We start from the raw sequence: 20,261 nt of genomic DNA, 5'->3' as shown, positions 1-20,261 counted from the left end.
CAAATTTTAATCAAGCCTCGGATGAGGTCTGTTCCGGAGGCTCGAACGTGAAGCCGTCGAAGAACCCATCTGCACGCAGAATCATCTGTCCGCTTTCGGCTGCGACCATACGGTCCTCGGCCAGCATTCCTTCCAGCCGCGAGGACGCCCCAGGCAAAGCCGCCCCTGCCGGACGAAGATGCTTACGATAAAGATCAGTGCGGAAATGCTGCATCGCGCGGGCCATGGCAACGTCAAGGTCTTTCCCATGGCGCAGCGCAATCCGCTTTGCGATCAGCGCGGCAATGCTGCGCCACGGGAAACTGGCGGCACCGTCATTGAATGCGATGAAACGTGGCGTGTCGCGCAATTCGCCATCCGCACATAGCAGCAGACGCCCGCTCAGGCCCCTGTCCGCCAGTTCCGACGGCAGATCCAGATAGCCTGCGCGCGAAATGATCTCGGCGGCGAGGCCGCGCTGCTCCGGCTGATCCAGCCAGCGCCCCGCCCGCCAGACGGCCCGCATCAGCGCGCCGGTCTCGTCGGGCCGATTGGCGGTGAAATCGCGCCGCAGGACAAGGCCCTTTTCCGGAGGCGCGGCCCAGATCGCCGTTCCGGGCAGCAACAGCGCAGCGGCCTCGCGCTCGACCGCGAAGGAGGCCCAGGGCTCGCCCACGCAGAACATCTCTACCTCGCCCGCCGCCGTGGCATCGGCCATCCGCGGCGGCGGCACGGTGATCAGTTTGACCTCTTCCGGCGCAAAGCCACTGACCCGCAGCCAGTAATCCGTCAGCTCCAGATGCGTTGAGAAGGTGAACGGGACACCCACACGCAGCGGTGCTTTAGCCACCTGGCGCAAGGCCTGCCCTGCGGCGCGAGGGTCGGCGAAATCGAACCCATAACCGATCCCGCGCAGCCGCGCCTCGATCACGCGATTGACCGCGATGGCCTGCCCGCCCTGGGACATGAACATGACCAAATCCATTGCCGGCAGCGGCGGCCCCAGCCCTAGCGCCTGACCAATGGGTATCGGCATCAGCATATGGGCCGCGTCGATCATTCCAGCGCCCAGCATGTCGCGGGCCTGCGCCCAGGCGCCCAGTTGTACCAATTCCAGCCGCAGCCCCTCTTCAGCGGCAAAGCCAAGTTCCTGGGCAACGATCAGCGGTGCCGCGTCGATCAAGGGCACATAGCCAAGGCGCAGCGACATCATTTGCCCAACAGCCCTGCAGCCATGACCAGTTGCTGCGCGATCTCGGCGAGGCGTTTGCCCTGATCCATCGCCGCCTTGCGCAACAGCGCGTAGGCCGCTTCCTCATCGATTCCCCGCACCTTCATCAGCACCGCCTTGGCCCGATCAATGACTTTTCGTTCTTCCAGCGCGGCGCGCGTCGCAGCCAGTTCGGCCTTCATTCGTTGCATAATGTAAAAGCGCGCGATGGCGGCGTCGAGGATTGGCTTGATCCGTTCAGGTCGCAGCCCATCGACGACATAGGCCGAGATCCCCGCCTCTATGGCAGAACGCGTCAATTGCTCATCGGTGCTGTCCGTGAACATCGCGACCGGCCGCTCGGAAGGCCCCGAGGCCAGCGCTAGTTCCTCAAGAACGTCCCGGGACGGGTTGGCCATGTCGATCAGCACCACATCCGGCTGCAGGCTGGCAACCTGCCGGGCCAGTCCGGCCTGCTCGGCCATCACACGAATCTCATGATCCCCAGCTTGACGAAGCCCATCGACGATGGACTTGGCCCGGTCGGAATCGGGCTCAACGACAACGATCAAAAGCTTCTTGTGCATTTGGATCGCAGATTGCTGTTGCAGTAAGCTGAATACAATATCGAGAACGATATGTAGTTGCCGCTGGACCATCGCTGCCCAATTTTTCGACGGTTGCTGAAAATTGCATCAACAGTTCAACGCGACCACGACACTGCGCAGGTTCGGCGGAAAAAGACCTGTCGCGGTACAGTATAACATCCGCAGCGATTGGGGTAAATTTCGTTCCAGAGCCGCGTAGCAGAATAGGGGCGATTACAGGTCCGGCCGGTGTAAAGCCGACATCGGCGGGTTGTGCGCCGAAAGTCCGCTGTCCGCCCAAAACTTCAAGAAACAGTTGGGCGCCAGCATCTACCCATCGTATACTTCCGATAGGCATGAGCCGCGCCGGATTCGACCATGGCTGCATTCACATCGCGCCCCTGCACATAGCAGATAGCGACGATCCGACCGTATCGATCAACGTCGCGCGGTTGGCACTCGACGGGCCGTCCGCCAAGCAGACGAACAAGCTCGCTTCGGGACCATTGCCCGCAGGACCAAGCGGATCCATCGCCACGCCCGCAGGTTTGGCTCACCTCCGGTGCATCGATGCCAAAAAGCCTGATACGCGTTCCGGCGACGTCCAGAGTATCGCCATCGATAACATCTGCACGGCCAGAAAACACACCAGCAGAGGCTTCAGGCTGCGCCCCGGCTAGCTGGTCATATGAACAAGCGGACAGTGCGATGACAACGAACAGGATCAAAATGCGGGCCATGGCACCTGCACATCATAGCTTTCCGAGAAGTTCAACGCAGCAATAGCTAAATTTCCGCGGATCCAGAGCGGTACCACAGAACGCCATGATAAGATTGGCTTCCCATTCGCAGCCTCGGGCGCGAGTTCCATAGCCAACACCGGGGAGGATGTTACGTCCAGAATTGTCGTTCGAACTGCTCACCTCTTGCGTCGATGCCGCAGCAGGCGACGATAGCCACCGGCAACCAGAGCCTTGGCGTCCCTGAGCAATCCGATGACGGCATAGCGTGTCGAGTGAACCTGCCATTCGTCACGGCTTAGATCACCTGTTCGGAATATACCGCGCGCTATTTCCTTCTGTGTCGCCCCGGATTGTCGCGCATCATGGGCCTGCAACATGCGTCGGATACGGAGGCGCTGTTGTGGCGTCAGCCGCGTGTCGGGCGGAATCGCGCGCTGGTGCAGCGATGCCAGCAATCTGTGGACGGCTTCCAATCGGTCGAAACCTTCCAATCCAAGCGGCACCACGGCAGCAGGGGTCTCAGTTCCTGACGATATCTCGGCATGAAACAGGCAGAGATGCCCACCTCCGTCGATCATCAGGAATTTTGCCGGTTCACCCTCGTCTGCCCCCAGACGGTCGAAGTCGGGCAACGCCGCGACCTCCGCCTTCAGCACTTCCGGTGCCTCGACCAAAACAACGCCGCCGGTATCGATCTCTGGTTCCCAGAAGACAGGCGCGCCGGGAGGCGCCAGGGACGGATCGAGCGGGAAATCGTAGCCCCCAGCGTTCGCGCATTTGCGCGAGCGTGGGGGCTCCTTCTTCCTGCGCCTCGTTCAGCGCTCTGTAATCCGCCGCATAGTCGTCACTGCGGCGCAGCCATTCCCAGGCCAGGTCAGATGCTGTCAGGTCTTCGACATGATCGTAGCCCGCAGAGGATCGCCAGCCGGAGGGATCGTAGGGCATGGTCTACCTCGCTTTCAGCGCATGCCGTGAGAATGCCAGCCAACATTCATGCGAAAGCCGAAGTTCGGAACCCCATTGTTTCGCAGAGGGTGATGCCGCAGCGGCATCACCGGCCGCTCAGCGCCGATTGTCGCGAAGCAATTCGCGATAGCCCTGTTCGCTGAGCCAGCGGGCACGGGCGAGATGGCTGTCATGAAGGCTGCGGCAGCGATCTAGTTCCGCCACCGGATCGAGGCCGAACAGGACCTCGACCACCTCGCGCCAGTCCGCGCCATCGCGATGGGCGTCGAGCATGCGCAGATAGAGCGCCATATGCGCGCGATCATAGGGCGTCAGTGCCTCGCCGGTCGGCGGCTCATCCTGAAACGGCTCAACTGATTCAGGCGTCATGCCGACACTCTGGAAGTTTTTGGAACAAACAATATAAGCGCCCGGACAATCGACACCGGAAAGCATCTTCAGCGCGTCTAACCGCGTGTCGTCTTCTCATCAGCCCGGCCATGAAGCAACAACACCCCCTGCCCCTTGTCAGTCGATAGCAGAACGACCCCGGCGGTCTCCAGCGCCCGGCGCACCTGATCGCGCGTGCTTTCATAGACCTCGAGCCCGCTTTCGGATTCGAGGCGCTTGAGCGCGGTCAGAGATACCCGGGCCTCATCCGCCAGCCTCTCCTGCGTCCATCCCAGAAGCGCCCGCGCGGCCCGTGATTGTCGGGCGGTGATCATGCATGATCACCTCCCATCCGGCCCGGCGCATGCGCCAGAACTACGACTTCTCTATTCGGACCAACCGGATAGAGAAGACTTCTCCCTCACCAGCGGCCCAATTACATATTATAGTTGATAAACTTAAAGTATGTAAATCGCGATCTTCCTGCGCATGGATATGCGCAAACTGGTCGGCCGGAACTTCGCCCGCCTGCGTCGGGAGAAGGGCCTGACCCAGGAAGTGGTTGAAGCGCGTTCCGGCTTCAGCCAACAATATCTCAGCAGCCTTGAACGCGGCCGGAGGAATCCGACCGTGATCACGCTGTATGAGCTTGCCCAAGCCCTCGGCGTCAGCCACGTCGATCTGGTCGTTCCCGACGACGAGGTTTGAATGGCACCCCCGCGAGGATCATGCTTCTCTTCGTGGTCGGTACGAGACCGCCACAGGATGGGATCAGAGGAGCCGGCGGGACAATCTATAATGCGACATCACCTCGGCATCGCCTTGGCGGTCAAGTCGTATTTGCGCGCTCGCCGTTCCCCGTCCCCTCGCGGGGAAGTGCCTCGACCAGCAAAACCTGGTCGAACTCTATACTGATGACGCAGCGGTTTCCGGCCGCTTGCCCCATTCGAATTCGGTCCCGTCTACCCACATGCGGTGCAAGATGACAGCGATCTTGCGCGCCAGAGCAATAATCGCTTTCTTGTGGCCGCGCCTCCGCGCCACCTGCATCGCCCAAGCCTTCAGCGCAGACCATCTCTTTACACGTGTCAGCAGGACTTGTGCGCCCTCATAGAGCAGGCTGCGCATCATGGCGTCTCCCCACCTGGAAATCCTGCCGCTCCGATCGACCTCACCAGATTGCTGCTTGCGCGGCGTCAGGCCAAAATGGGCACCGACGGTCCGAGATCGCGCAAAGCGCGAGGGAACATCCACCGTCGCCCGGAACGTCAGCGCGACGAGCGGCCCTACGCCGGGCACCGTCATGAACCTCCGGGTCAATTCGTCCTGCCGCGCTAATTTGACCAACAGGTCGTCCAATCTGCCGAACTGCTCCCGCAATCCACGCCTAACCAAAAGAAGCGTATCTGAGACGACGTGCAGTTCCGTGTCTGCGGTCAGTTCGCGCACACGCGGCTCGAAATCACGAGCCGTCACCTTACCCAGATGATAGCCGAAGTCGCGCATCAGCCCCCGGATTTCGTTCTCGACATCCTGAAGCTTGTTGCGGAGCAGCTGCCGGGCGGTGAGGACGGCCCGCAGGCGCCGACTCGTCGGCGTCTTGACATGAACCTCCTTGAACAACCCGACCCGCATCATTTGCGCAATGCCGCGCGCATCGTGCCGGTCGGTCTTGTTGAGCTGCGCGGCAAGCACAGCCTTCATGTGCCGGGTTTCGACGCAAATGGCGGGAATGCCTGCTTCGGCAAGTGTGCCGAAGATATGCTGTGACAACATTCCGGCCTCCAGACCCACGCGGCAAACGGCAAAGGGCAGTGCCAGAATATGTCGCGCGATTTCCTCCGGCTCGGAAGTAAGCTTTGCTTCGTGAACAACTCGGCCTTCGTGATCGACTGCGCAGAGGTTCACGCTGCGTGCCGAGACGTCCAGGCCGATGTAGTGGTCTTGAGACATACCGAATCCTCTCCGAATCAAGGAACGGCACTTCTCATAACCAATCTTCAGACGGTTTTGTAAACTACGACTATTTCAGTTGTTCTTCGCCAAATGATCGAGCGCGCCCATCGGCAGCTGGCGTGATTTGGACCGGATCTGACATCGCGGAGCCCGGTCAGATCCGGCTGAGCGAGTAAGAGACTCGATCTCTCTTGATACAAATGTTGCAGATAATTCGCGCAATGATACAGTCACTACATGAACGACAAGCAGCCGTTGCCGAACCCACCCTGGCTTCTTTTGATCCACCAGCTTCCCAGCAAGCCGGCCTATTTGCGCGTGAAGGTCTGGCGCCGGCTGCAAGGCATTGGCGCCGTCGCGGTGAAGAGCACCGTCTACGCGCTGCCGGCGACGGCCGAGACGCGGGAGGATTTCGCGTGGCTCCTGAAGGAGATTGTCGAGGGCGGCGGCGAGGCAATGGTGTGCGAGGCACGCCTGATCGACGGTCTATCGGACGATCAGGTGCGGGCCCTGTTCGATACGGCGCGCGATGACGACTATGAGGCGATCGCCAACGAGGCCCGGGCACTCACAGCAACTCTCGATGTGGCGGCTAGCGGTGAGGAGAAGACGGAAGCGCGCGCCCAGGTCCGGCGGCTACGCAAGCGGCTCGCCGATATTGCGGCGATCGACTTCTTCGGCGCGACCGGCCGCCTCGCCGCAGAAGGTGCCATCACTGAACTCGAGGGCTTGCTCGTAGTGGACGTGGACACGGACGCCGCAGAGCCAGAGGCTGTGCCGGCCATCGAAGACCTCAAAGGCCGTGTCTGGGTCACGCGCAAGGGCGTCCACATCGACCGCATCGCCTGTAGTTGGCTTATCCGCCGGTTCATCGACCCCGATGCCGTCATCCGCTTCGTGCCGGGCAAGGACTATGTCCCCGAACCGGGCGAGCTGCGTTTCGACATGTTCGAAGGCGAGTTCACCCATGAGGGCGACCGTTGCAGTTTCGAGGTGCTGCTCACCCGCGCCGGTCTCGACGACCCGGCCCTTCGGGCGATCGGTGAGATCGTCCATGACATCGACCTCAAGGACGGCAAGTTCGGGCGCGAGGAAGCCGCCGGCATTGCCCATCTCATCGCCGGCATCGCCGTGGCGCATGCGGACGACGAGGAGCGCATCGCTCAAGGCGAGCCCGTCCTCGACAACCTCTACCAGTATTTTCACAAGACGCGCCGCGGACGCGCAGGGATGGATCCATGAACAGAAACGCCGGCAACGACACACAATCCATCGAGCGCGACGATGCGCCCGACCACGGCATCCCGTTCGGAGAGGCCGTGCGGGTCTGGGCCCGGGTCGCGGCGCTCTCCTTCGGCGGCCCGGCAGGGCAGATCGCGGTGATGCACCGGATCATCGTCGAGGAGAAGCGCTGGATCGGCGAGAACCGCTTCCTGCATGCGCTCAACTACTGCATGCTCCTGCCCGGCCCGGAGGCGCAGCAGCTCGCCGTCTATATCGGCTGGCTCCTCCACAAGACCAAGGGCGGGCTCGTCGCCGGCGCGCTGTTCGTGCTGCCGGGACTCGTCGCCATCATGGCGTTGAGCTGGATTTATGCGCTCTTCGGCAATGTCGGCGCGGTCGAGGCGTTGTTCTTCGGGCTGAAGGCGGCGGTGCTCGCCATCGTGCTGCAAGCCGTCGTGCGCGTCGGCAGTCGCGCCCTTAAGAACAACGTCATGGTGGCGCTTGCGGCGGCCGCCTTCATCGCCATTTTCTTTTTCCAGGTGCCGTTTCCCCTCATCGTTCTGACAGCGGCTCTGATCGGCTTTGCCGGCGGGCGCGCGGGCCTTGCCCCCTTCCTTTCCTCCAACGGGCACGGCAAGGTGGGCGACAAGCAGGTCGCCGACGCCGACAGTGCCCTCGGCGAGACGATCCCGGCGCATGCCCATCCTTCGGTCCGCTGGGCGCTGAAGATCGCGGGCGCCTTCCTCGTTCTGTGGCTTGCGCCGGTCGCCGCCCTTCTTGCTGCGTTCGGTCCCGGCAATGTCTTCGCCGACATTGCCGTCTTCTTCTCCAAGATGGCCGTGGTGACCTTCGGCGGCGCCTATGCCGTTCTCGCCTATGTCGCGCAGCAGGCGGTCGAGAGCTATCACTGGCTCCAACCCGGCGAGATGCTGGATGGGCTCGGCATGGCAGAGACCACGCCCGGGCCGCTCATCATGGTCACGCAGTTCGTGGGCTTCATGGGCGCCTTTCGCTCGCCGGGGTCGCTCGATCCGCTGCTGGCTGGCACGCTCGCCGGGCTTCTCACCACCTGGGTGACCTTCACGCCCTGCTTCCTGTGGATCTTTCTCGGCGCGCCCTATGTCGAGGCGCTGCGCAGCAACCAGGCGCTGTCGGCAGCCCTGGCAACGATCACGGCCGCCGTCGTCGGCGTCATCCTCAATCTCGCGGTGTGGTTCGGCCTGCACGTGCTCTTCGGCGAGCTGATCGAGGTGAGTGGTTTCGGTATGAGCGTCGATGCGCCGGTCCTGAGCTCGGTCAACGTGGCCTCGCTCATACTCACGCTCGGCGCCCTGATCGCTGTGGTCCGCTTCAAGGTCGGCATGCTCAAGGTGCTCGCCGCCTGTTCCCTGGCGGGGCTCGCCTATGGGCTCCTCTGACACTCAAATGGACGCTCGGCCGCGCCCGTGGCTCCGCCCGGCGACCTGTCTCTTCGCGGCGCGGGCGTTGCGCGATTTCGGCGACGGCTTCGTGGCCATCCTTCTGCCGGTCTACCTGCTTGCGCTCGGCTTCAGCCCGCTCGAGGTCGGCATCCTCGCCACCGCGTCGCTGCTCGGCTCGGCGCTGCTGACCATCGCGGTCGGCTTTCTCGGCCCGCGCTTTGATCATCGTCAGCTTCTGCTGGCGGCCGCCAGCCTGATGATCGCAACCGGCGTCGCCTTCGCCGTGGTTCACGATTACGGGCTCCTTCTGGTCGTTGCCTTTGCCGGCACGATCAACCCGTCGGCCGGCAGTGTGAGCGTGTTCGTGCCGATCGAGCACGCGGCGCTGACGCGGGAAGTGAAAGACGCCAACCGGACGAGGATGTTCGCGCGCTATAGCCTTGTGGGAGCGCTCGCAAGCGCCGTCGGCGCGCTCGCCGCGACCATTCCCGATGTGATGACCACCGTCGGCCTCGGCCAGCTCACTGCGATCAAGCTGATGTTCATCCTCTATGCGGTTGTAGGACTCTTGGGGGGTCTTTTCTATGCACGCATCCCGAAGCGCCCGCCGACAGGCGAGGCGGCCGCCGCTCTTGGTCCTTCCCGCGCAATCGTCTTCAAGCTCGCCGCACTCTTCAGCCTCGATGCCTTCGCCGGCGGGTTCGTCGTGCAGTCGCTGCTGGCGCTGTGGCTGTTCGAGCGCTTCGATCTGTCGCTGTCGGCCGCGGGCATATTCTTCTTCTGGTCGGGCGTGCTGGCAGCTTTCTCCTTTCCGGTCGCCGCCTGGCTGTCGCGGCACATCGGGCTCGTCAATACGATGGTGTTCACCCACATTCCCTCCAGCATCGCCCTGATGCTGGCGGCGCTCGCCCCCAACCTCAGCGTTGCGCTTGCCCTACTGCTGATCCGGGCCGCGCTCTCCCAGATGGACGTGCCGACGCGCTCGTCATACGTCATGGCCGTGGTGACGGAGGCTGAGCGCGCCGCCGCCGCGAGCTTCACCTCCGTTCCGCGCAGCCTCGCCGCAGCCGCCAGTCCCGCGCTGGCCGGAGCCTTGTTCGCCGCATCCTACAAAGCCTGGCCGCTCCTGATCTGCGGTGGGCTCAAGATCACCTATGACCTGCTGCTGCTTGCGCAGTTCCGCCACATCAAGCCGCCGGAAGAACAGAAATAGCGGAGACGAGTACTTCAGTACGCAATGGTCATCTGAACGAACAGGGGGAACGTGCTATTCATGTTTATCCGCTGATTATCAAGCGATCACTGCGGAAATCACATTGAGTTATTCGGATCAAGATTACCGACGTCCGAATACCCCATCTATAATAGTCGCTCTAGCGCGGATGCCAATCAAAAATGGCGCTGGCGGGTCAATCGGATGCGGGTCGGCGACCCGCATCAACGCATCCGATTCGGTTGCGGGCATGGCAAAGGCCCCGACCTTGTGGCCGGGGCCCTCGCGCCGTCAGTCACCGCGGCGGTTGTTCGGACGGGACCAGATCAGCGAGTAGCCTTCGCCATCCTCGTCATCGAAGAGGTTCGCGTAGATCGGGGCGGTGAAGCTCGGATCGTCGAGTTTGAGGCCCAGATAGTCGCGGCCCTCGTTCGAGCGCTTGGACCAGGCGGCGCCGATCTCGGCGCGGCCGACCAGAACCCGGTGGCTTGGGGCGTTCTCGCCGGCGCTGCGGGTGTCGGGGATGATGCGCACGCCCTTGGCCTGAACGCTCAGGGTGACGATCTCGCCGGTGAACTCGTTGCCGGTCTTCTTGAAGGTGCCGATGGTAGCCATTTTCAGTCTCCGTTTTTTCCGTTTCCGAGCCCGCACCATTGCGGCCTCGATGGCGATCGACCGGCCGGAGGCGAGGACTGGCGCACCCCGGAACGGGGCTGGACAGCAGAGGCGGAAGTTTCTTGTCTGCGCGAGGAATGGGCGCAGCCCAGGGGAAGAAAGTTACGCCGTCGCTGTTGCGCCAAAGCCGTCGAAGCGCATGCGCTGTCCTTCGGGCAGATCAGGCCATTGAAGAGGCCGTTTGGAGCGGTCGAGACACGGGGGCTTTAACGGAGACGACGGCGACCGGAAGGCATGTCAAGGCAGACCGGACCAGCAATTCCGGCGGACTGTCACCTGCCGGTTCAGGCCCTGCGTATCCGTCCTTCCCGGCCCGCTCAGGGCAAAATGCCCTCACCGGGTTCAGAGTCGGCCCGCGTATCCCATCGCCGACAGTTCCGCGCTTTGACCGGGCCCTGTCCGGGCCTCTACCTGATCCGAAACCAACACGCCGATATCGCCCGGAACCTTGTGACGGGGACGGCTGATTTTCTGCCAGCTTCTGACCCGCCAACAACAGCCTGCGGCATCAACCACGCACGGGGATTCCGTCCGCAGCGTCGGTCACCGCCATGCCCGCAACGCGCAGGAAGGTGGTGGCTCCGACAGCGACCGCACCGATCACCGCAAAGATGATCTGCCAGGTCTCGGAGGGCATCATCTGCCGGGTGATCCCGAGCGTGGCGTAGAAACCGGCCGTGCCTGCCGGCGCGACAAAGGCCAGTGCAATCAGCAGCCGCGCCCAGACCGGACGGACCAGAATCAGCAAGGCCTGACCGGCCGCCAGCGTCAGGCCCGCACCGAGAAGCCCGGTGACAATAGCGCCCAGCCAGCCCGCACCCGTGCCATAGGCCCAGATACCCACGTTGACGCCAAGAAAGACCGGCAGCGCAACGACGGCGAGGTTGAACAGCAGCCAGCAAAGGGTCCCGATGGCTGTGATGGAGATGAGGATTCCGAAAATGATCATGGTGGTGTCACCGTGCAAGGAATGGAACAAGCGCGCCTTCCACCACCACCACAGGCGCGGGTTTCAGGATAACAGCCCCCGCGCTTTTGAGCGAGAGGGTGGAATGTTTGTTGGCGGCGAATCAGATATTGGTGATTGGACTCGACATTCAGAGCATCAGAAGTATGCTTATGTATGACGCGCCGCGAAGGAGATATGTCATGGCTTCAGCCGAGCGAATGACCATCACAATGCCCTCGGATATGGCCGAGGCCCTGCGCCAGACCGTGGCCGGTGGTGAATATGCCTCGACCAGCGAAGTTGTCCGCGAGGCCCTGCGCGAGTGGACGCGCAACCGCGATACCGAGCGCCGCGAGCTTGAGGCCCTGCGGGACGCGATCAAGGCCGGGTTGAACAGCGGTCCGGGCATTCCGGCCGATGAGGTCTTCGCCGAGTTGCGGGCGCGTTACGCTGACAAGTCCTGACGTGGTAAAGCTGGTTATCCTGCCCGCCGCGCAGGCGGACCTGATCGACATTGGCGACTTCATCGCGCTCGACAATCCGCCCCGCGCCGCGTCCTTCGTGGCCGAGATCGAGGCGAAGATCATGGAGATAGGCGAGCGCCCCGGCAGCTTCCAGAAGCGCGACGACCTGCACAAGGGGCTGCGCCACGCGCGCCATGGACGCTATCTGATCTTTTTCGTTGAGGACGGTGATGAGGTGCAAATCGTGCGCGTGCTCCAGGGCGCACGAGATTTGCCGGGATTGCTGCGATAGTCTGCAGGATTGGGGCGGCGCTCACGCGCCGCCCTTTGCCAGCCGATACACCGGGATGCCCATCTTGCGGGCTTTGTCGGCCAGGTTTTCCTGAATGCCGGTGCCGGGGAAGAGGATGACCCCGATCGGCAGCACATTCAGCATCGCATCGTTGCGCCGGAAGGGTGCCGCCTTGGCATGTTTCGTCCAATCGGGCTTGAAGGCGACCTGCGGCACTTTGCGGTTATCGGCCCAGGTGGCGGCGATGCGCTCGGCACCTTTCGGCGATCCGCCATGCAGCAGCACCATATCCGGGTGCTTGGCATGAACCTGATCGAGCTTGGCCCAGATTGCGCGGTGATCGGTGGTGTCGCCGCCCGAGAAGGCAATCTTCGGCCCGGCGGGCAGCAGCACTTCATTGTCTGCCCGGCGTTTGGCGGCGAGGAAATCGCGGCTGTCGATCATGGCCGAGGTCATCTGGCGATGGTTGACCCGTGAGCCGGAGCGCGGCGACCAGGGCGTGCCGGTGGTACGCAGATAGATGTCGGCGGCGGTGTCGCGGAAGACCTCCATACTATCACGGCGGGTAATCAGACTCTGGCCGATGTCGATCAGGATTTCCAATTGCACGGATTTGACCTCGCTGCCATCCTGTTCGCGCTGAAGGCGCTTCTGGGCCTGCTCGTTATCGTCGAGTTTGCGCTCGATCCGGTCTGCGGCGCGGTGGAAGGTATTGACGGTGGACCACATGATCTCGTCGAGATCGGCATCCAGGCTGGTATCGGCCATGGTGGCGATGAGTGCATCGAAGATATCGGCGACGGCGGTCTGGATGGTATGATCCTCGGGCGTGGTCCGGGGATCGGCTTCGCCCTCTGCGGGGTGGTAGCCATAGAGTTCGAGGGCGTCGGTGACATGGCCGGTCGAGGATGTGCTGTGATCGGGTTCGAAATTGTCATGGGCATACATGGGATGTGTCCTTCGGCTGGACCGCGACCGTCGCGGCCTTCATGGCGACGACACGCCCACGGGCGATCCGGCCGGGCAGCCCGAGCCCTTGGCGAGAGCCTTGATGGCAAAGCCCGGCTGATTTGCTTCGCGCTGTAAAGGCGGGCCTGCCCGCCGACGGAAATCAGTCGGGCGCCGCCATTGCCGGGCCGGAGCGCTTGTGGGCCGCTCGCCCCCTGAGAAGGCCAAGGCGCGGTCCCCTGCCGATGGATTTGCAACCCTTTGCGCATGGCGAGGCCGATGCCCTGATCACATTCCCCGTTCCAGCGCTGTCACAAGGTCATGAAACGGCTGACATCCTCGGGGGCAATCTGCACCCGGATCTGCGCCCGAAGCGCCTCCAGACCAAAGCTGACGAGATCGTCGTTGAAATCCCCCAGCATGGGCGAGAGCGTGATCGCCTCGATTCCGGCCTCGATGGCCCGGTCCATCACGCTATCCCGCGCGCTGTCGCCTGCCGGATCGTTGTCGCGGACGATATAGAGCCTGCGCAGATGCGGCGGAAACCGGGTGGCGGCGAGATGACCGGCTGAAAGGGCCGCAGCCATCGGTATCGTTGGCAGTGCCTGACGCAGCGAGAGCATGGTCTCGATCCCCTCGCCTGCCGCCATGACATCCCTCGCACACCCGAACCGAACGCCGTGCCCGAGCAGATTTCCCATCGCCTTTCGCGGCGGATCGACAGGTGCTTTCCCGGAGCCGTCGCGCTTGAGCCAGGTGCGATGTGCCCCGGTGATTATGCCGTCGAGGTCAGTGACGACGGCGATCATGGCGGGCCATGTCTCGGTCGCTCCATCGCCCTCGGGCCGCCAGTAGCAATTCGGATGGAAACGCAAATTGGCGGTTTCGCGCAGATCGGTAATGCCGCGATTGCGCAGATAGGTCGCTGCAATTGAGCCGGCCAGCGGTTGCGTCATGCGCCAGAGGCGGCGGGCCGCCTCGGAGGAGCCTGATGGTGCTGGCGGTTTTCCGGACCGGCGGGACCGTGGCCCCGGTTCGGGATGCTGCAGGCTGAGAAAGCGCCGGGCTTCCTCGGCAATATCGAAAAATTCGACCAGCCCGAGGCTGTCGCGAATGACATCGAGCAAATCGCCATGCTCCCCGGTGGCGGAATCTGTCCATTTCCCCGCCGCGCCCTTGCCGGCCTCCGATCCGGTCAGACGCACGAACATCGAACGTCCCGGCGTGTTGCGCACATCGCCGACCTGCCAGTAATTGCCCTGCTTGCGCCCATTCGACAGATAATGGCGGCACACAGCCTCGGCCTCACGGCCAAGACGCTGCGCCAGCTCCGAAGCGTTGAGACGCGCCATTACGCCGCCTCCCGCTCGGAGATGTGCACGATCGGGAAACGCTCGAGGAGTTTGGCCGTGACCTCCGGGCCTACTGCCCCGACCGGCACGAAGAAACGCAGCTTCCAGGAAATGATCTCGCTGAAGAGGCCATAGGCCCTGAGCCGCTCGCGCATCGCATCGGTGAAGCCGCAAAGTTCGATCCGGTTTGCGCCCATGACACGGGACCGGCGCAGTTGCAGCCCTTCGGCAAGATCGAGGATCGTGCGGCCTTCCAGCAAAGCGGCATAAGCGGCATCGGGCGTGATGCTGCTGCTGACACCGCTGGTTGAAGCATTTGCAGCCCATGCGGGCGAGACCCGGCGACCGATAATCCGCTCGCCCTCATCGGTCTGGAGCCGATAGACGCGGGCGGAATCCTGCGGCAGGCGTTTCCAGATCGGCAGCAAAAGGCCCGTCACCATCTGCAAAACGCTGTCCGTGAACTCCGGCACCTCGGACAATTCCGCCTCCCAGGCTGTAACGAACGTGGCATGGTCAGCTTCAGCCCAATTGGTTTCCCCCATTGCCCGCACCGGGATATTCATCGCCTCCATGGGCCGGATCAGCCGCACGCGCCGTTCGATCTCACCATCGTCCAGCATGATGCTGGTGGTCGGGATCTGCACGGCGGCGCGACCGGATCGCTCGTTGATGAGCAGCCTCGCGCGCGGATCGTCCAGTTCCGCCAGTGCCGCATCAAGCGTGACCGGCTGATTGCGCTTGCGTTCTGTCAGGGTCAGCAGCCGCGTTTCCGCGCCGGTGCCGGGATGGGTATGGATCACCTGCCGCTCGGTGACGATGAAGCTTTCGGCGCGCAACGTCTCCAACCCAATGTCATAGGTACCCGAGGCCATCGCCCCGTCGATCCGCGCTTGCAGAAGCTGTTCGAAGGCTGAGAACAGGATGCCCTGCAACTCGATGGTCAGGGCAAGCAGGCGGTTGAGGAAGGTGGTGATCGGCGGCAGATCGTCCTTGATGCCGGTCGAATCCATCAGCTTCAGGCCGGTGGCAGTCTCGAACCGTTCCAGCGAGCAGCCTTCCACCTTCCCGCGGACGATCAGCAGATAAAGCTGACGCAGCGCGTCGCGGGCGTATGGGCTTTCAAGATTGTCCTCAGGGCGGAAGAGGCCCTGACCGCCGGTCTGTCGCTGACCGCGTGTGATTGCCCCCAACGTATCGAGGCGGCGGGCAATGGTCGAAAGGAACCACTTCTCGGCCTTCACATCCGTGGCGATAGGGCGGAAGAGCGGCGGCTGCGCTTGATTGGTACGGTTGGTGCGCCCGAGCCCCTGAATGGCGGCATCGGCCTTCCAGCCTGGTTCCAGCAGATAATGCACTCGCAGCCGCTTATTCCGCGCCGTTAGGTCTGCGTGGTAGCTTCGGCCTGTGCCACCGGCATCCGAGAAGATCAGGATACGCTTCTGATCATCCATGAAGGCCGAGGTCTCGGCCAGGTTGGCCGACGGCGCCCGGTTCTGGACCGCGAGACGTGCCGAAGCGCCTTGGCCCTTGCGCACGATCCGACGCGAACGGCCCGTCACCTCGGCCACCATATCGGTGCCGAAACGCTGTACGATCTGGTCGAGCGCGCCGGGAACAGGCGGCAGGCTGGCAAGCTGCTCGATCATCTCGTCACGCCGGGCGACAGCTTCACGACTCTCGACCGGCTGGCCATCCCGGAACACGGGACGCGAGGAGAGATTGCCCTCGCCATCGGTGAAGGGTTCGTAAAGCTGGACGGGGAAGGAATGCTGCAAATACGAGCCGACATATTCCCTCGGCGTGACATCGACGGAGATGTCGTTCCATTCCTCGGTGGGGATTTCCGCCAGCCGCCGTTCCATCAGCGCCTCGCCGGTCGAGACGATCTGAATGACGGCAGCATGGCCCGCTTCCAGATCGGCCTCGATGGACCCGATCAGGGTCGGCGTCTTCATCGAGGTCAGCAGATGGCCGAAGAAACGCTGCTTGGTGGATTCAAACGCCGAGCGGGCGGCAGACTTCGCCTGCCGGTTCAGCGTGCCTCCGCTGCCGGTGATATTGGCGGCCTGCATCGCCGCGTCCAGATTCCCATGAATCACCGAAAACGCAGTGGCATAGGCATCATGGATGCGGCGCTGTTCCCCCGTGAACCGGTGTTCGACGAGTTCATATTCAACGCCATCATAGGAGAGCGAACGGGCGGTATAGAGGCCAAGCGACCGCAGATCGCGGGCCAGCACCTCCAACGCCGCCACACCGCCAGCCTCGATCGCCTCGACGAATTCGGCGCGGGTCTGAAACGGAAAGTCCTCGCCGCCCCAGAGGCCGAGCCGCTGCGCATAGGCGAGATTGTGCACCGTGGTGGCGCCGGTCGCCGAGACATAGACCACGCGGGCATCCGGCAGCGCATGCTGCAGCCGCAGGCCCGCACGCCCCTGCTGGCTGGCGGCGACATCGCCGCGGTCTCCCTTGCCGCCCCCGGCATTCTGCATGGCATGGCTTTCGTCGAAAATGATGACCCCATCGAAGTCGGCCCCCAACCAATCGACGATCTGGCGCACACGCGAAACCTTTTCGCCGCTCGCGTCGGAGCGCAGCGTGGCATAGGTTGTAAACAGGATGCATTCCGACAGCGTGATGGGCTTGCCCTGCGGGAAGCGCGAGAGCGGCGTGACCAGCAGGCGCTCCATGCCGAGGGCCGACCAGTCGCGCTGCGCGTCCTCGATCAGCTTGTCGGATTTGGAGATCCAAACCGCTTTGCGTCGCCCGCGCAGCCAGTTGTCGAGGATGATCCCCGCCGATTGCCGACCTTTGCCCGCGCCGGTGCCGTCGCCCAACATGAAGCCGCGCCGGAAGCGGACGGCGCCAGCATCCTCGGGAGCAGCGCTCACGGTGTCGAAGGTTTCGTCCACAGTCCAGGTACCGGCGAGATGTTCGGCATGGGCTTGGCCTGCATAAATCACCGTCTCAAGCTGGGCATCCGATAGGCGCTCGCGAATGTCGGCGGGCAGCATCGGCCGGTAAGAGGGCTTGGGCGGCGCGACCGAGGCCATGGCGGCCGATTGCACCAGCTTGGTCGGATGCGGCGCAGTGCCGGGGATGCGCAGGGATTGCAGCGCATATTCTTCATAAATGGCGTCGGACAGGCGCGCGCCTTCCGGTGGCACCCAGTCGACGGTCTCATAGGCCAGTTCCACCCCCTCGGGATCATCGGCCGGAGGCGCGACCGGCCCGGCCGCTGCGCCGCGGGCAAGATAGCCTCGTACCGACTTCGGTGCGGCGGTCGGAGCAGAAGCCGCCACTTTCGACAGCGTGACCGGCAGGCGCGGTGGAACCTGCGCCTCGATCCAGCCGATCAGCGTAGCGATATCAGGCGCGATCCCCGGCGAGACCGGGAAGACGGACGGATCATCGGCGGGTTGCTTGTCGATCACCGTCAACCTTGTATCGAAGGTGGTGCCGTGCTTCGCATAGACCGCACCGTCGATGGCGGCGGTGAAGACCACGCGGCCACGGGCCTGCACGCGGATGAAGGCATCGTGCCAGGCCGAGGCCTCGGGGTTGAAATTCGCCCCGGTTATCGTGACCAGCCGCCCACCCGGCGCAAGGCGGGCCAGCGCCGAGGCGACATGCCGGTAGGCTGCATCCGCCACACGCCCGCTGAAATTCGCCATGACCGAGAATGGCGGGTTCATCAGCACCATCGACGGGATGACGTCCGGCGCCAGATGATCGTCGATCTGGGCAGCATCAAAGCGAGTGACGGGAAAGGCCGGAAAGAGCGATGAGAGAAGATCGGCGCGGATCTCGGCCAATTCGTTAAGAATCAGCGCCGCGCCAGAAATCTGCGCGAGGATCGCCATCAGGCCGGTGCCCGCCGACGGCTCCAGCACCACATCATCGGCCCTGATCGCAGCAGCGGTCAGCGCGGCGAGGCCGAGCGGCAGAGGGGTGCTGAATTGCTGAAAACTCTGGCTTTCCTCGGAACGCCGGGTCTGGGTCGGCTGCAGCCCGGCGATCTTCGTCAGGTGATCCAGCCGCGCCACAGGGGATTTCGGCTTGCGAAGCAGCGCCCGTCCGTATTTGCGCAGGAACAGAACGGTGGTGACCTCGCAAGCCTCATAGGCCAGCTTCCAGTCCCAGACGCCGCTGGCGTCGGATGCGCCGAAGGCGATTTCCATCGCGGTGCGCAGGATCACAGCATCGACGCGCTGGCCGCGTTCAAGATGGGGCAGCAGGAGATTGGCAGCAGCCAGGATCGCGGGCGCAGCCGCCAGCGGCGTGACCGGCGCGGCCGCGGGAGACGAAATGTTCATGTCGGAAAACCTCGGGAGAGCGGGAACAGGAAAGACGGGCAGCGCTCTCTCTGGGCTGACCCGGCTTACCCGACCCCGGCGAAGCTCTGACTCTGGAAGGACAAGCCCAGACAGACCATGCGCCCGGATTGACCCGGCGCAGCCCGCGCAAGGGATCGTCGCCCGAAGGGAGGAGACTGCCGCGCAGGCTCCCGTCGTTCACGACCAGAGCCTGGTCACGGCTTGCCGGGAGGCGCCAAACATAGCGTGGTTCCAAGGCCCAGTGAACCCTATGCTGTCAGGCACAAAGCAGGGAAATCATCCCAAGCAGCACGCGACTGTTCATCGAATCTGACTTCATCCGAAACGACGCCCGGCTTCGGTGAAGGTGTATCTGTTGGCAACGATGGCCCCATCAACCACCTCATCCGAGGTGAGATAATCGTATTCCCGCTCAAGCTGGCGGTACAGCCAGCGGGCCAGATCACGCAGTGCCTCGATGAGCAATCCCTCGGCATCGACGGTCATGTCCTGATATGTTGGACTGTCTCTCTCAACCGAAATCGCCATGCAATATTCGTGGTAATAGCGACCCCGATGGCTGAGATCGGCGCAAAGCTCGTAGAAATTGCGCCGCTGAACGGCCTGCAAAGCATCGGCGATACGGTGTAGTTCCGCGTCCTGCGGCGCATATTCCCTGATCCGGCGCGGCGCGCCCTTTCGATAGGAATACCGCGATTCAAAGCAGGCGCCATCCCCTTGCGACCAGAAGCCCGTAAACCAGATGCAGGGGTCTTGACGCATGCCGCCACCCATCAGGCGAACGGATCGGGTCTTGAGATCAAGGCCGATGATTTCCGCAATGCGCTCGAAGTCCTCATAGACAGCATCATACCAGTCGTAATCAAACCCGCCCTCGCGATACCAAGCACGGGCAGCGTCTTTTGCTGCATCGGACAGCTCGTCGAAGCCATAGACGGTGGTCTCGATCACGCTAGGCATGGGCGCCACCTCCCGCCAGAGCGGTGGACAGCCAGCAATCGGTAGACACCCTATCCACCGTCTCGTCGGTGCCGAGATCAAGGACATGCCCGCCACCACAGAGACCGGCGGCGGCTTTGCGCCAGCAAGAATGGACCAGACGACCATCGAGCGCGGCGGCACGGAATCGCAGGGCCTGCGCCTCGGCGTGATCGTCGCGATCCAGCGCCGCCATGGCCTGCGCCCGCAAGCGGCAGGCTTCCTGTACGACATGCCAGGCCTCGCGATCCGTCGCGACCGGTTCGCACCAGATCAGCCCTGTGGGCGTGATCCGCCCGGCAAGGCAAAGCCGCTGCTGGCCATCCGTGATGATCAGCAGGCTTGGCGTGAAACCCGGCAGGAGATCGGCGCGAATGCCGCCCTGCCGCCCCCGGCGTAGAGCGCAGGCCGTCGCCTCGCCAAACCTGCGGAACCGGCCCAGAAGGATCGAGCTCTGCACCGGCCAGGCGCCTAGATCAGGGTCATGCGCGGCGGCCTCGCCCGCGCAGGACAGGCTGAATGGACCGGCATAGGCCGTCAGCGCGGACGGAACTTCAATCGGGAAACGGGAAACAACATGGGTGTTCATGGCAAA

21 protein-coding genes are annotated in these 20,261 nt (G+C 63.3%); 6 read left to right on the top strand and 15 right to left on the bottom strand.

From position 1 onward, the window contains the following. Positions 1-10: 10 nt before the first annotated feature. The 7 genes from PAE61_RS04330 to PAE61_RS04300 form a co-directional block, all read right to left on the bottom strand. Positions 11-1,189, bottom strand: a complete 1,179-nt coding sequence (locus tag PAE61_RS04330; protein ID WP_353620376.1) for an ABC transporter substrate-binding protein — start codon at positions 1,187-1,189, stop codon at positions 11-13. After that, positions 1,189-1,776, bottom strand: coding sequence for an ANTAR domain-containing response regulator (locus PAE61_RS04325; protein ID WP_271114185.1), 588 nt, complete (start codon positions 1,774-1,776; stop codon positions 1,189-1,191). The genes PAE61_RS04330 and PAE61_RS04325 overlap by 1 nt, the downstream gene beginning before the upstream one ends. A 305-nt stretch (positions 1,777-2,081) precedes the next feature. Further along, positions 2,082-2,516 carry a thermonuclease family protein gene (locus PAE61_RS04320; protein ID WP_271114184.1) on the bottom strand — a complete coding sequence of 145 codons (435 nt, stop codon included), beginning with the start codon at positions 2,514-2,516 and terminating at the stop codon, positions 2,082-2,084. 179 nt (positions 2,517-2,695) lie between these two features. After that, entirely contained in the window at positions 2,696-3,193 is a 498-nt protein-coding gene (locus PAE61_RS04315) for a DUF2285 domain-containing protein (protein WP_271114183.1), read from the bottom strand. Beyond that, positions 3,114-3,464 carry a transcriptional regulator domain-containing protein gene (locus tag PAE61_RS04310; RefSeq protein ID WP_271114182.1) on the bottom strand — a complete coding sequence of 117 codons (351 nt, stop codon included), beginning with the start codon at positions 3,462-3,464 and terminating at the stop codon, positions 3,114-3,116. Before PAE61_RS04310 ends, PAE61_RS04315 begins: the two co-directional genes overlap by 80 nt. Before the next feature lie 117 nt (positions 3,465-3,581). Continuing rightward, positions 3,582-3,854: a DNA -binding domain-containing protein gene (locus PAE61_RS04305; RefSeq protein ID WP_271114181.1), complete on the bottom strand. Its 273-nt coding sequence runs from the start codon at positions 3,852-3,854 to the stop codon at positions 3,582-3,584. Between the two features lie 77 nt (positions 3,855-3,931). Next, positions 3,932-4,189 carry a helix-turn-helix domain-containing protein gene (locus tag PAE61_RS04300; protein WP_271114180.1) on the bottom strand — a complete coding sequence of 86 codons (258 nt, stop codon included), beginning with the start codon at positions 4,187-4,189 and terminating at the stop codon, positions 3,932-3,934. A 160-nt stretch (positions 4,190-4,349) separates the two neighbouring features. Between PAE61_RS04300 and PAE61_RS04295 the strand changes: the two genes are divergently transcribed. Next, positions 4,350-4,562 carry a helix-turn-helix domain-containing protein gene (locus PAE61_RS04295; RefSeq protein ID WP_271114179.1) on the top strand — a complete coding sequence of 71 codons (213 nt, stop codon included), beginning with the start codon at positions 4,350-4,352 and terminating at the stop codon, positions 4,560-4,562. A gap of 198 nt (positions 4,563-4,760) precedes the next feature. Here PAE61_RS04295 and PAE61_RS04290 read toward each other — a convergent pair whose 3' ends face one another. Next, positions 4,761-5,807: an IS110 family RNA-guided transposase gene (locus tag PAE61_RS04290; RefSeq protein ID WP_271114178.1), complete on the bottom strand. Its 1,047-nt coding sequence runs from the start codon at positions 5,805-5,807 to the stop codon at positions 4,761-4,763. Positions 5,808-6,047: 240 nt separating this feature from the next. Between PAE61_RS04290 and PAE61_RS04285 the strand changes: the two genes are divergently transcribed. From PAE61_RS04285 to PAE61_RS04275, 3 genes are read left to right on the top strand one after another with little or no spacing between them, the layout of a single operon-like run. Beyond that, a complete protein-coding gene (locus tag PAE61_RS04285; protein ID WP_271114177.1) occupies positions 6,048-7,052 on the top strand; it encodes a chromate resistance protein ChrB domain-containing protein in 1,005 nt (334 codons plus the stop codon). After that, positions 7,049-8,452, top strand: a complete 1,404-nt coding sequence (gene chrA, locus PAE61_RS04280) for a chromate efflux transporter (RefSeq protein ID WP_271114176.1) — start codon at positions 7,049-7,051, stop codon at positions 8,450-8,452. Before PAE61_RS04285 ends, chrA begins: the two co-directional genes overlap by 4 nt. Next, complete coding sequence (locus PAE61_RS04275; protein ID WP_434803102.1) at positions 8,439-9,668, top strand: MFS transporter; 1,230 nt, start codon at positions 8,439-8,441, stop codon at positions 9,666-9,668. Before chrA ends, PAE61_RS04275 begins: the two co-directional genes overlap by 14 nt. 291 nt (positions 9,669-9,959) lie before the next feature. Here PAE61_RS04275 and PAE61_RS04270 read toward each other — a convergent pair whose 3' ends face one another. Beyond that, positions 9,960-10,283, bottom strand: a complete 324-nt coding sequence (locus PAE61_RS04270) for a DUF736 domain-containing protein (RefSeq protein ID WP_271114174.1) — start codon at positions 10,281-10,283, stop codon at positions 9,960-9,962. 568 nt (positions 10,284-10,851) lie between these two features. After that, positions 10,852-11,292, bottom strand: coding sequence for a hypothetical protein (locus PAE61_RS04265; protein WP_271114173.1), 441 nt, complete (start codon positions 11,290-11,292; stop codon positions 10,852-10,854). Between the two features lie 200 nt (positions 11,293-11,492). Here PAE61_RS04265 and PAE61_RS04260 point away from each other — a divergent pair, with 200 nt between their 5' ends. After that, a complete protein-coding gene (locus tag PAE61_RS04260; RefSeq protein ID WP_271071083.1) occupies positions 11,493-11,756 on the top strand; it encodes a type II toxin-antitoxin system ParD family antitoxin in 264 nt (87 codons plus the stop codon). A gap of 1 nt (position 11,757) precedes the next feature. After that, positions 11,758-12,048: a type II toxin-antitoxin system RelE/ParE family toxin gene (locus PAE61_RS04255; RefSeq protein ID WP_271071084.1), complete on the top strand. Its 291-nt coding sequence runs from the start codon at positions 11,758-11,760 to the stop codon at positions 12,046-12,048. 21 nt (positions 12,049-12,069) lie between these two features. On the opposite strand, the gene PAE61_RS04250 is transcribed toward PAE61_RS04255, so the two are convergent. The 5 genes from PAE61_RS04250 to PAE61_RS04230 form a co-directional block, all read right to left on the bottom strand. Further along, positions 12,070-12,996 carry a DUF2493 domain-containing protein gene (locus PAE61_RS04250; protein WP_271071085.1) on the bottom strand — a complete coding sequence of 309 codons (927 nt, stop codon included), beginning with the start codon at positions 12,994-12,996 and terminating at the stop codon, positions 12,070-12,072. A 311-nt stretch (positions 12,997-13,307) separates the two neighbouring features. Further along, the gene (locus PAE61_RS04245) at positions 13,308-14,348 is read right to left on the bottom strand and encodes a DUF7146 domain-containing protein (protein WP_271114172.1); all 1,041 of its coding nucleotides are present in this window, start codon (positions 14,346-14,348) and stop codon (positions 13,308-13,310) included. After that, the gene (locus PAE61_RS04240; protein ID WP_271114171.1) at positions 14,348-18,667 is read right to left on the bottom strand and encodes a strawberry notch family protein; all 4,320 of its coding nucleotides are present in this window, start codon (positions 18,665-18,667) and stop codon (positions 14,348-14,350) included. Before PAE61_RS04240 ends, PAE61_RS04245 begins: the two co-directional genes overlap by 1 nt. A gap of 336 nt (positions 18,668-19,003) precedes the next feature. Beyond that, positions 19,004-19,648, bottom strand: coding sequence for a DUF8835 domain-containing pootine (locus PAE61_RS04235; protein ID WP_271114170.1), 645 nt, complete (start codon positions 19,646-19,648; stop codon positions 19,004-19,006). After that, on the bottom strand, positions 19,641-20,255 hold the full coding sequence (locus tag PAE61_RS04230; RefSeq protein WP_271114169.1) for a hypothetical protein: 615 nt from the start codon (positions 20,253-20,255) through the stop codon (positions 19,641-19,643). Before PAE61_RS04230 ends, PAE61_RS04235 begins: the two co-directional genes overlap by 8 nt. Between the last annotated feature and the right edge of the window lie 6 nt (positions 20,256-20,261).

The sequence above is a fragment of the Paracoccus aerodenitrificans genome, assembly GCF_027913215.1.
In the GTDB taxonomy this organism is placed as follows: domain Bacteria; phylum Pseudomonadota; class Alphaproteobacteria; order Rhodobacterales; family Rhodobacteraceae; genus Paracoccus; species Paracoccus aerodenitrificans.
Note: the sequence above shows the minus strand (reverse complement) of the source record. Positions and strands in the feature narration are given on the sequence as shown.

Coding starts and splice junctions, on each gene's coding strand:
- PAE61_RS04330 (WP_353620376.1), bottom strand. CDS start 1,189: ATGTCGCTGCGCCTTGGCTATGTGCCCTTGATCGACGCGGCACCGCTG.
- PAE61_RS04325 (WP_271114185.1), bottom strand. CDS start 1,776: ATGCACAAGAAGCTTTTGATCGTTGTCGTTGAGCCCGATTCCGACCGG.
- PAE61_RS04320 (WP_271114184.1), bottom strand. CDS start 2,516: ATGGCCCGCATTTTGATCCTGTTCGTTGTCATCGCACTGTCCGCTTGT.
- PAE61_RS04310 (WP_271114182.1), bottom strand. CDS start 3,464: ATGCCCTACGATCCCTCCGGCTGGCGATCCTCTGCGGGCTACGATCAT.
- PAE61_RS04305 (WP_271114181.1), bottom strand. CDS start 3,854: ATGACGCCTGAATCAGTTGAGCCGTTTCAGGATGAGCCGCCGACCGGC.
- PAE61_RS04300 (WP_271114180.1), bottom strand. CDS start 4,189: ATGATCACCGCCCGACAATCACGGGCCGCGCGGGCGCTTCTGGGATGG.
- PAE61_RS04295 (WP_271114179.1), top strand. CDS start 4,350: ATGCGCAAACTGGTCGGCCGGAACTTCGCCCGCCTGCGTCGGGAGAAG.
- PAE61_RS04290 (WP_271114178.1), bottom strand. CDS start 5,807: ATGTCTCAAGACCACTACATCGGCCTGGACGTCTCGGCACGCAGCGTG.
- PAE61_RS04285 (WP_271114177.1), top strand. CDS start 6,048: ATGAACGACAAGCAGCCGTTGCCGAACCCACCCTGGCTTCTTTTGATC.
- chrA (WP_271114176.1), top strand. CDS start 7,049: ATGAACAGAAACGCCGGCAACGACACACAATCCATCGAGCGCGACGAT.
- PAE61_RS04275 (WP_434803102.1), top strand. CDS start 8,439: ATGGGCTCCTCTGACACTCAAATGGACGCTCGGCCGCGCCCGTGGCTC.
- PAE61_RS04270 (WP_271114174.1), bottom strand. CDS start 10,283: ATGGCTACCATCGGCACCTTCAAGAAGACCGGCAACGAGTTCACCGGC.
- PAE61_RS04265 (WP_271114173.1), bottom strand. CDS start 11,292: ATGATCATTTTCGGAATCCTCATCTCCATCACAGCCATCGGGACCCTT.
- PAE61_RS04260 (WP_271071083.1), top strand. CDS start 11,493: ATGGCTTCAGCCGAGCGAATGACCATCACAATGCCCTCGGATATGGCC.
- PAE61_RS04250 (WP_271071085.1), bottom strand. CDS start 12,996: ATGTATGCCCATGACAATTTCGAACCCGATCACAGCACATCCTCGACC.
- PAE61_RS04245 (WP_271114172.1), bottom strand. CDS start 14,348: ATGGCGCGTCTCAACGCTTCGGAGCTGGCGCAGCGTCTTGGCCGTGAG.
- PAE61_RS04240 (WP_271114171.1), bottom strand. CDS start 18,667: ATGAACATTTCGTCTCCCGCGGCCGCGCCGGTCACGCCGCTGGCGGCT.
- PAE61_RS04235 (WP_271114170.1), bottom strand. CDS start 19,648: ATGCCTAGCGTGATCGAGACCACCGTCTATGGCTTCGACGAGCTGTCC.
- PAE61_RS04230 (WP_271114169.1), bottom strand. CDS start 20,255: ATGAACACCCATGTTGTTTCCCGTTTCCCGATTGAAGTTCCGTCCGCG.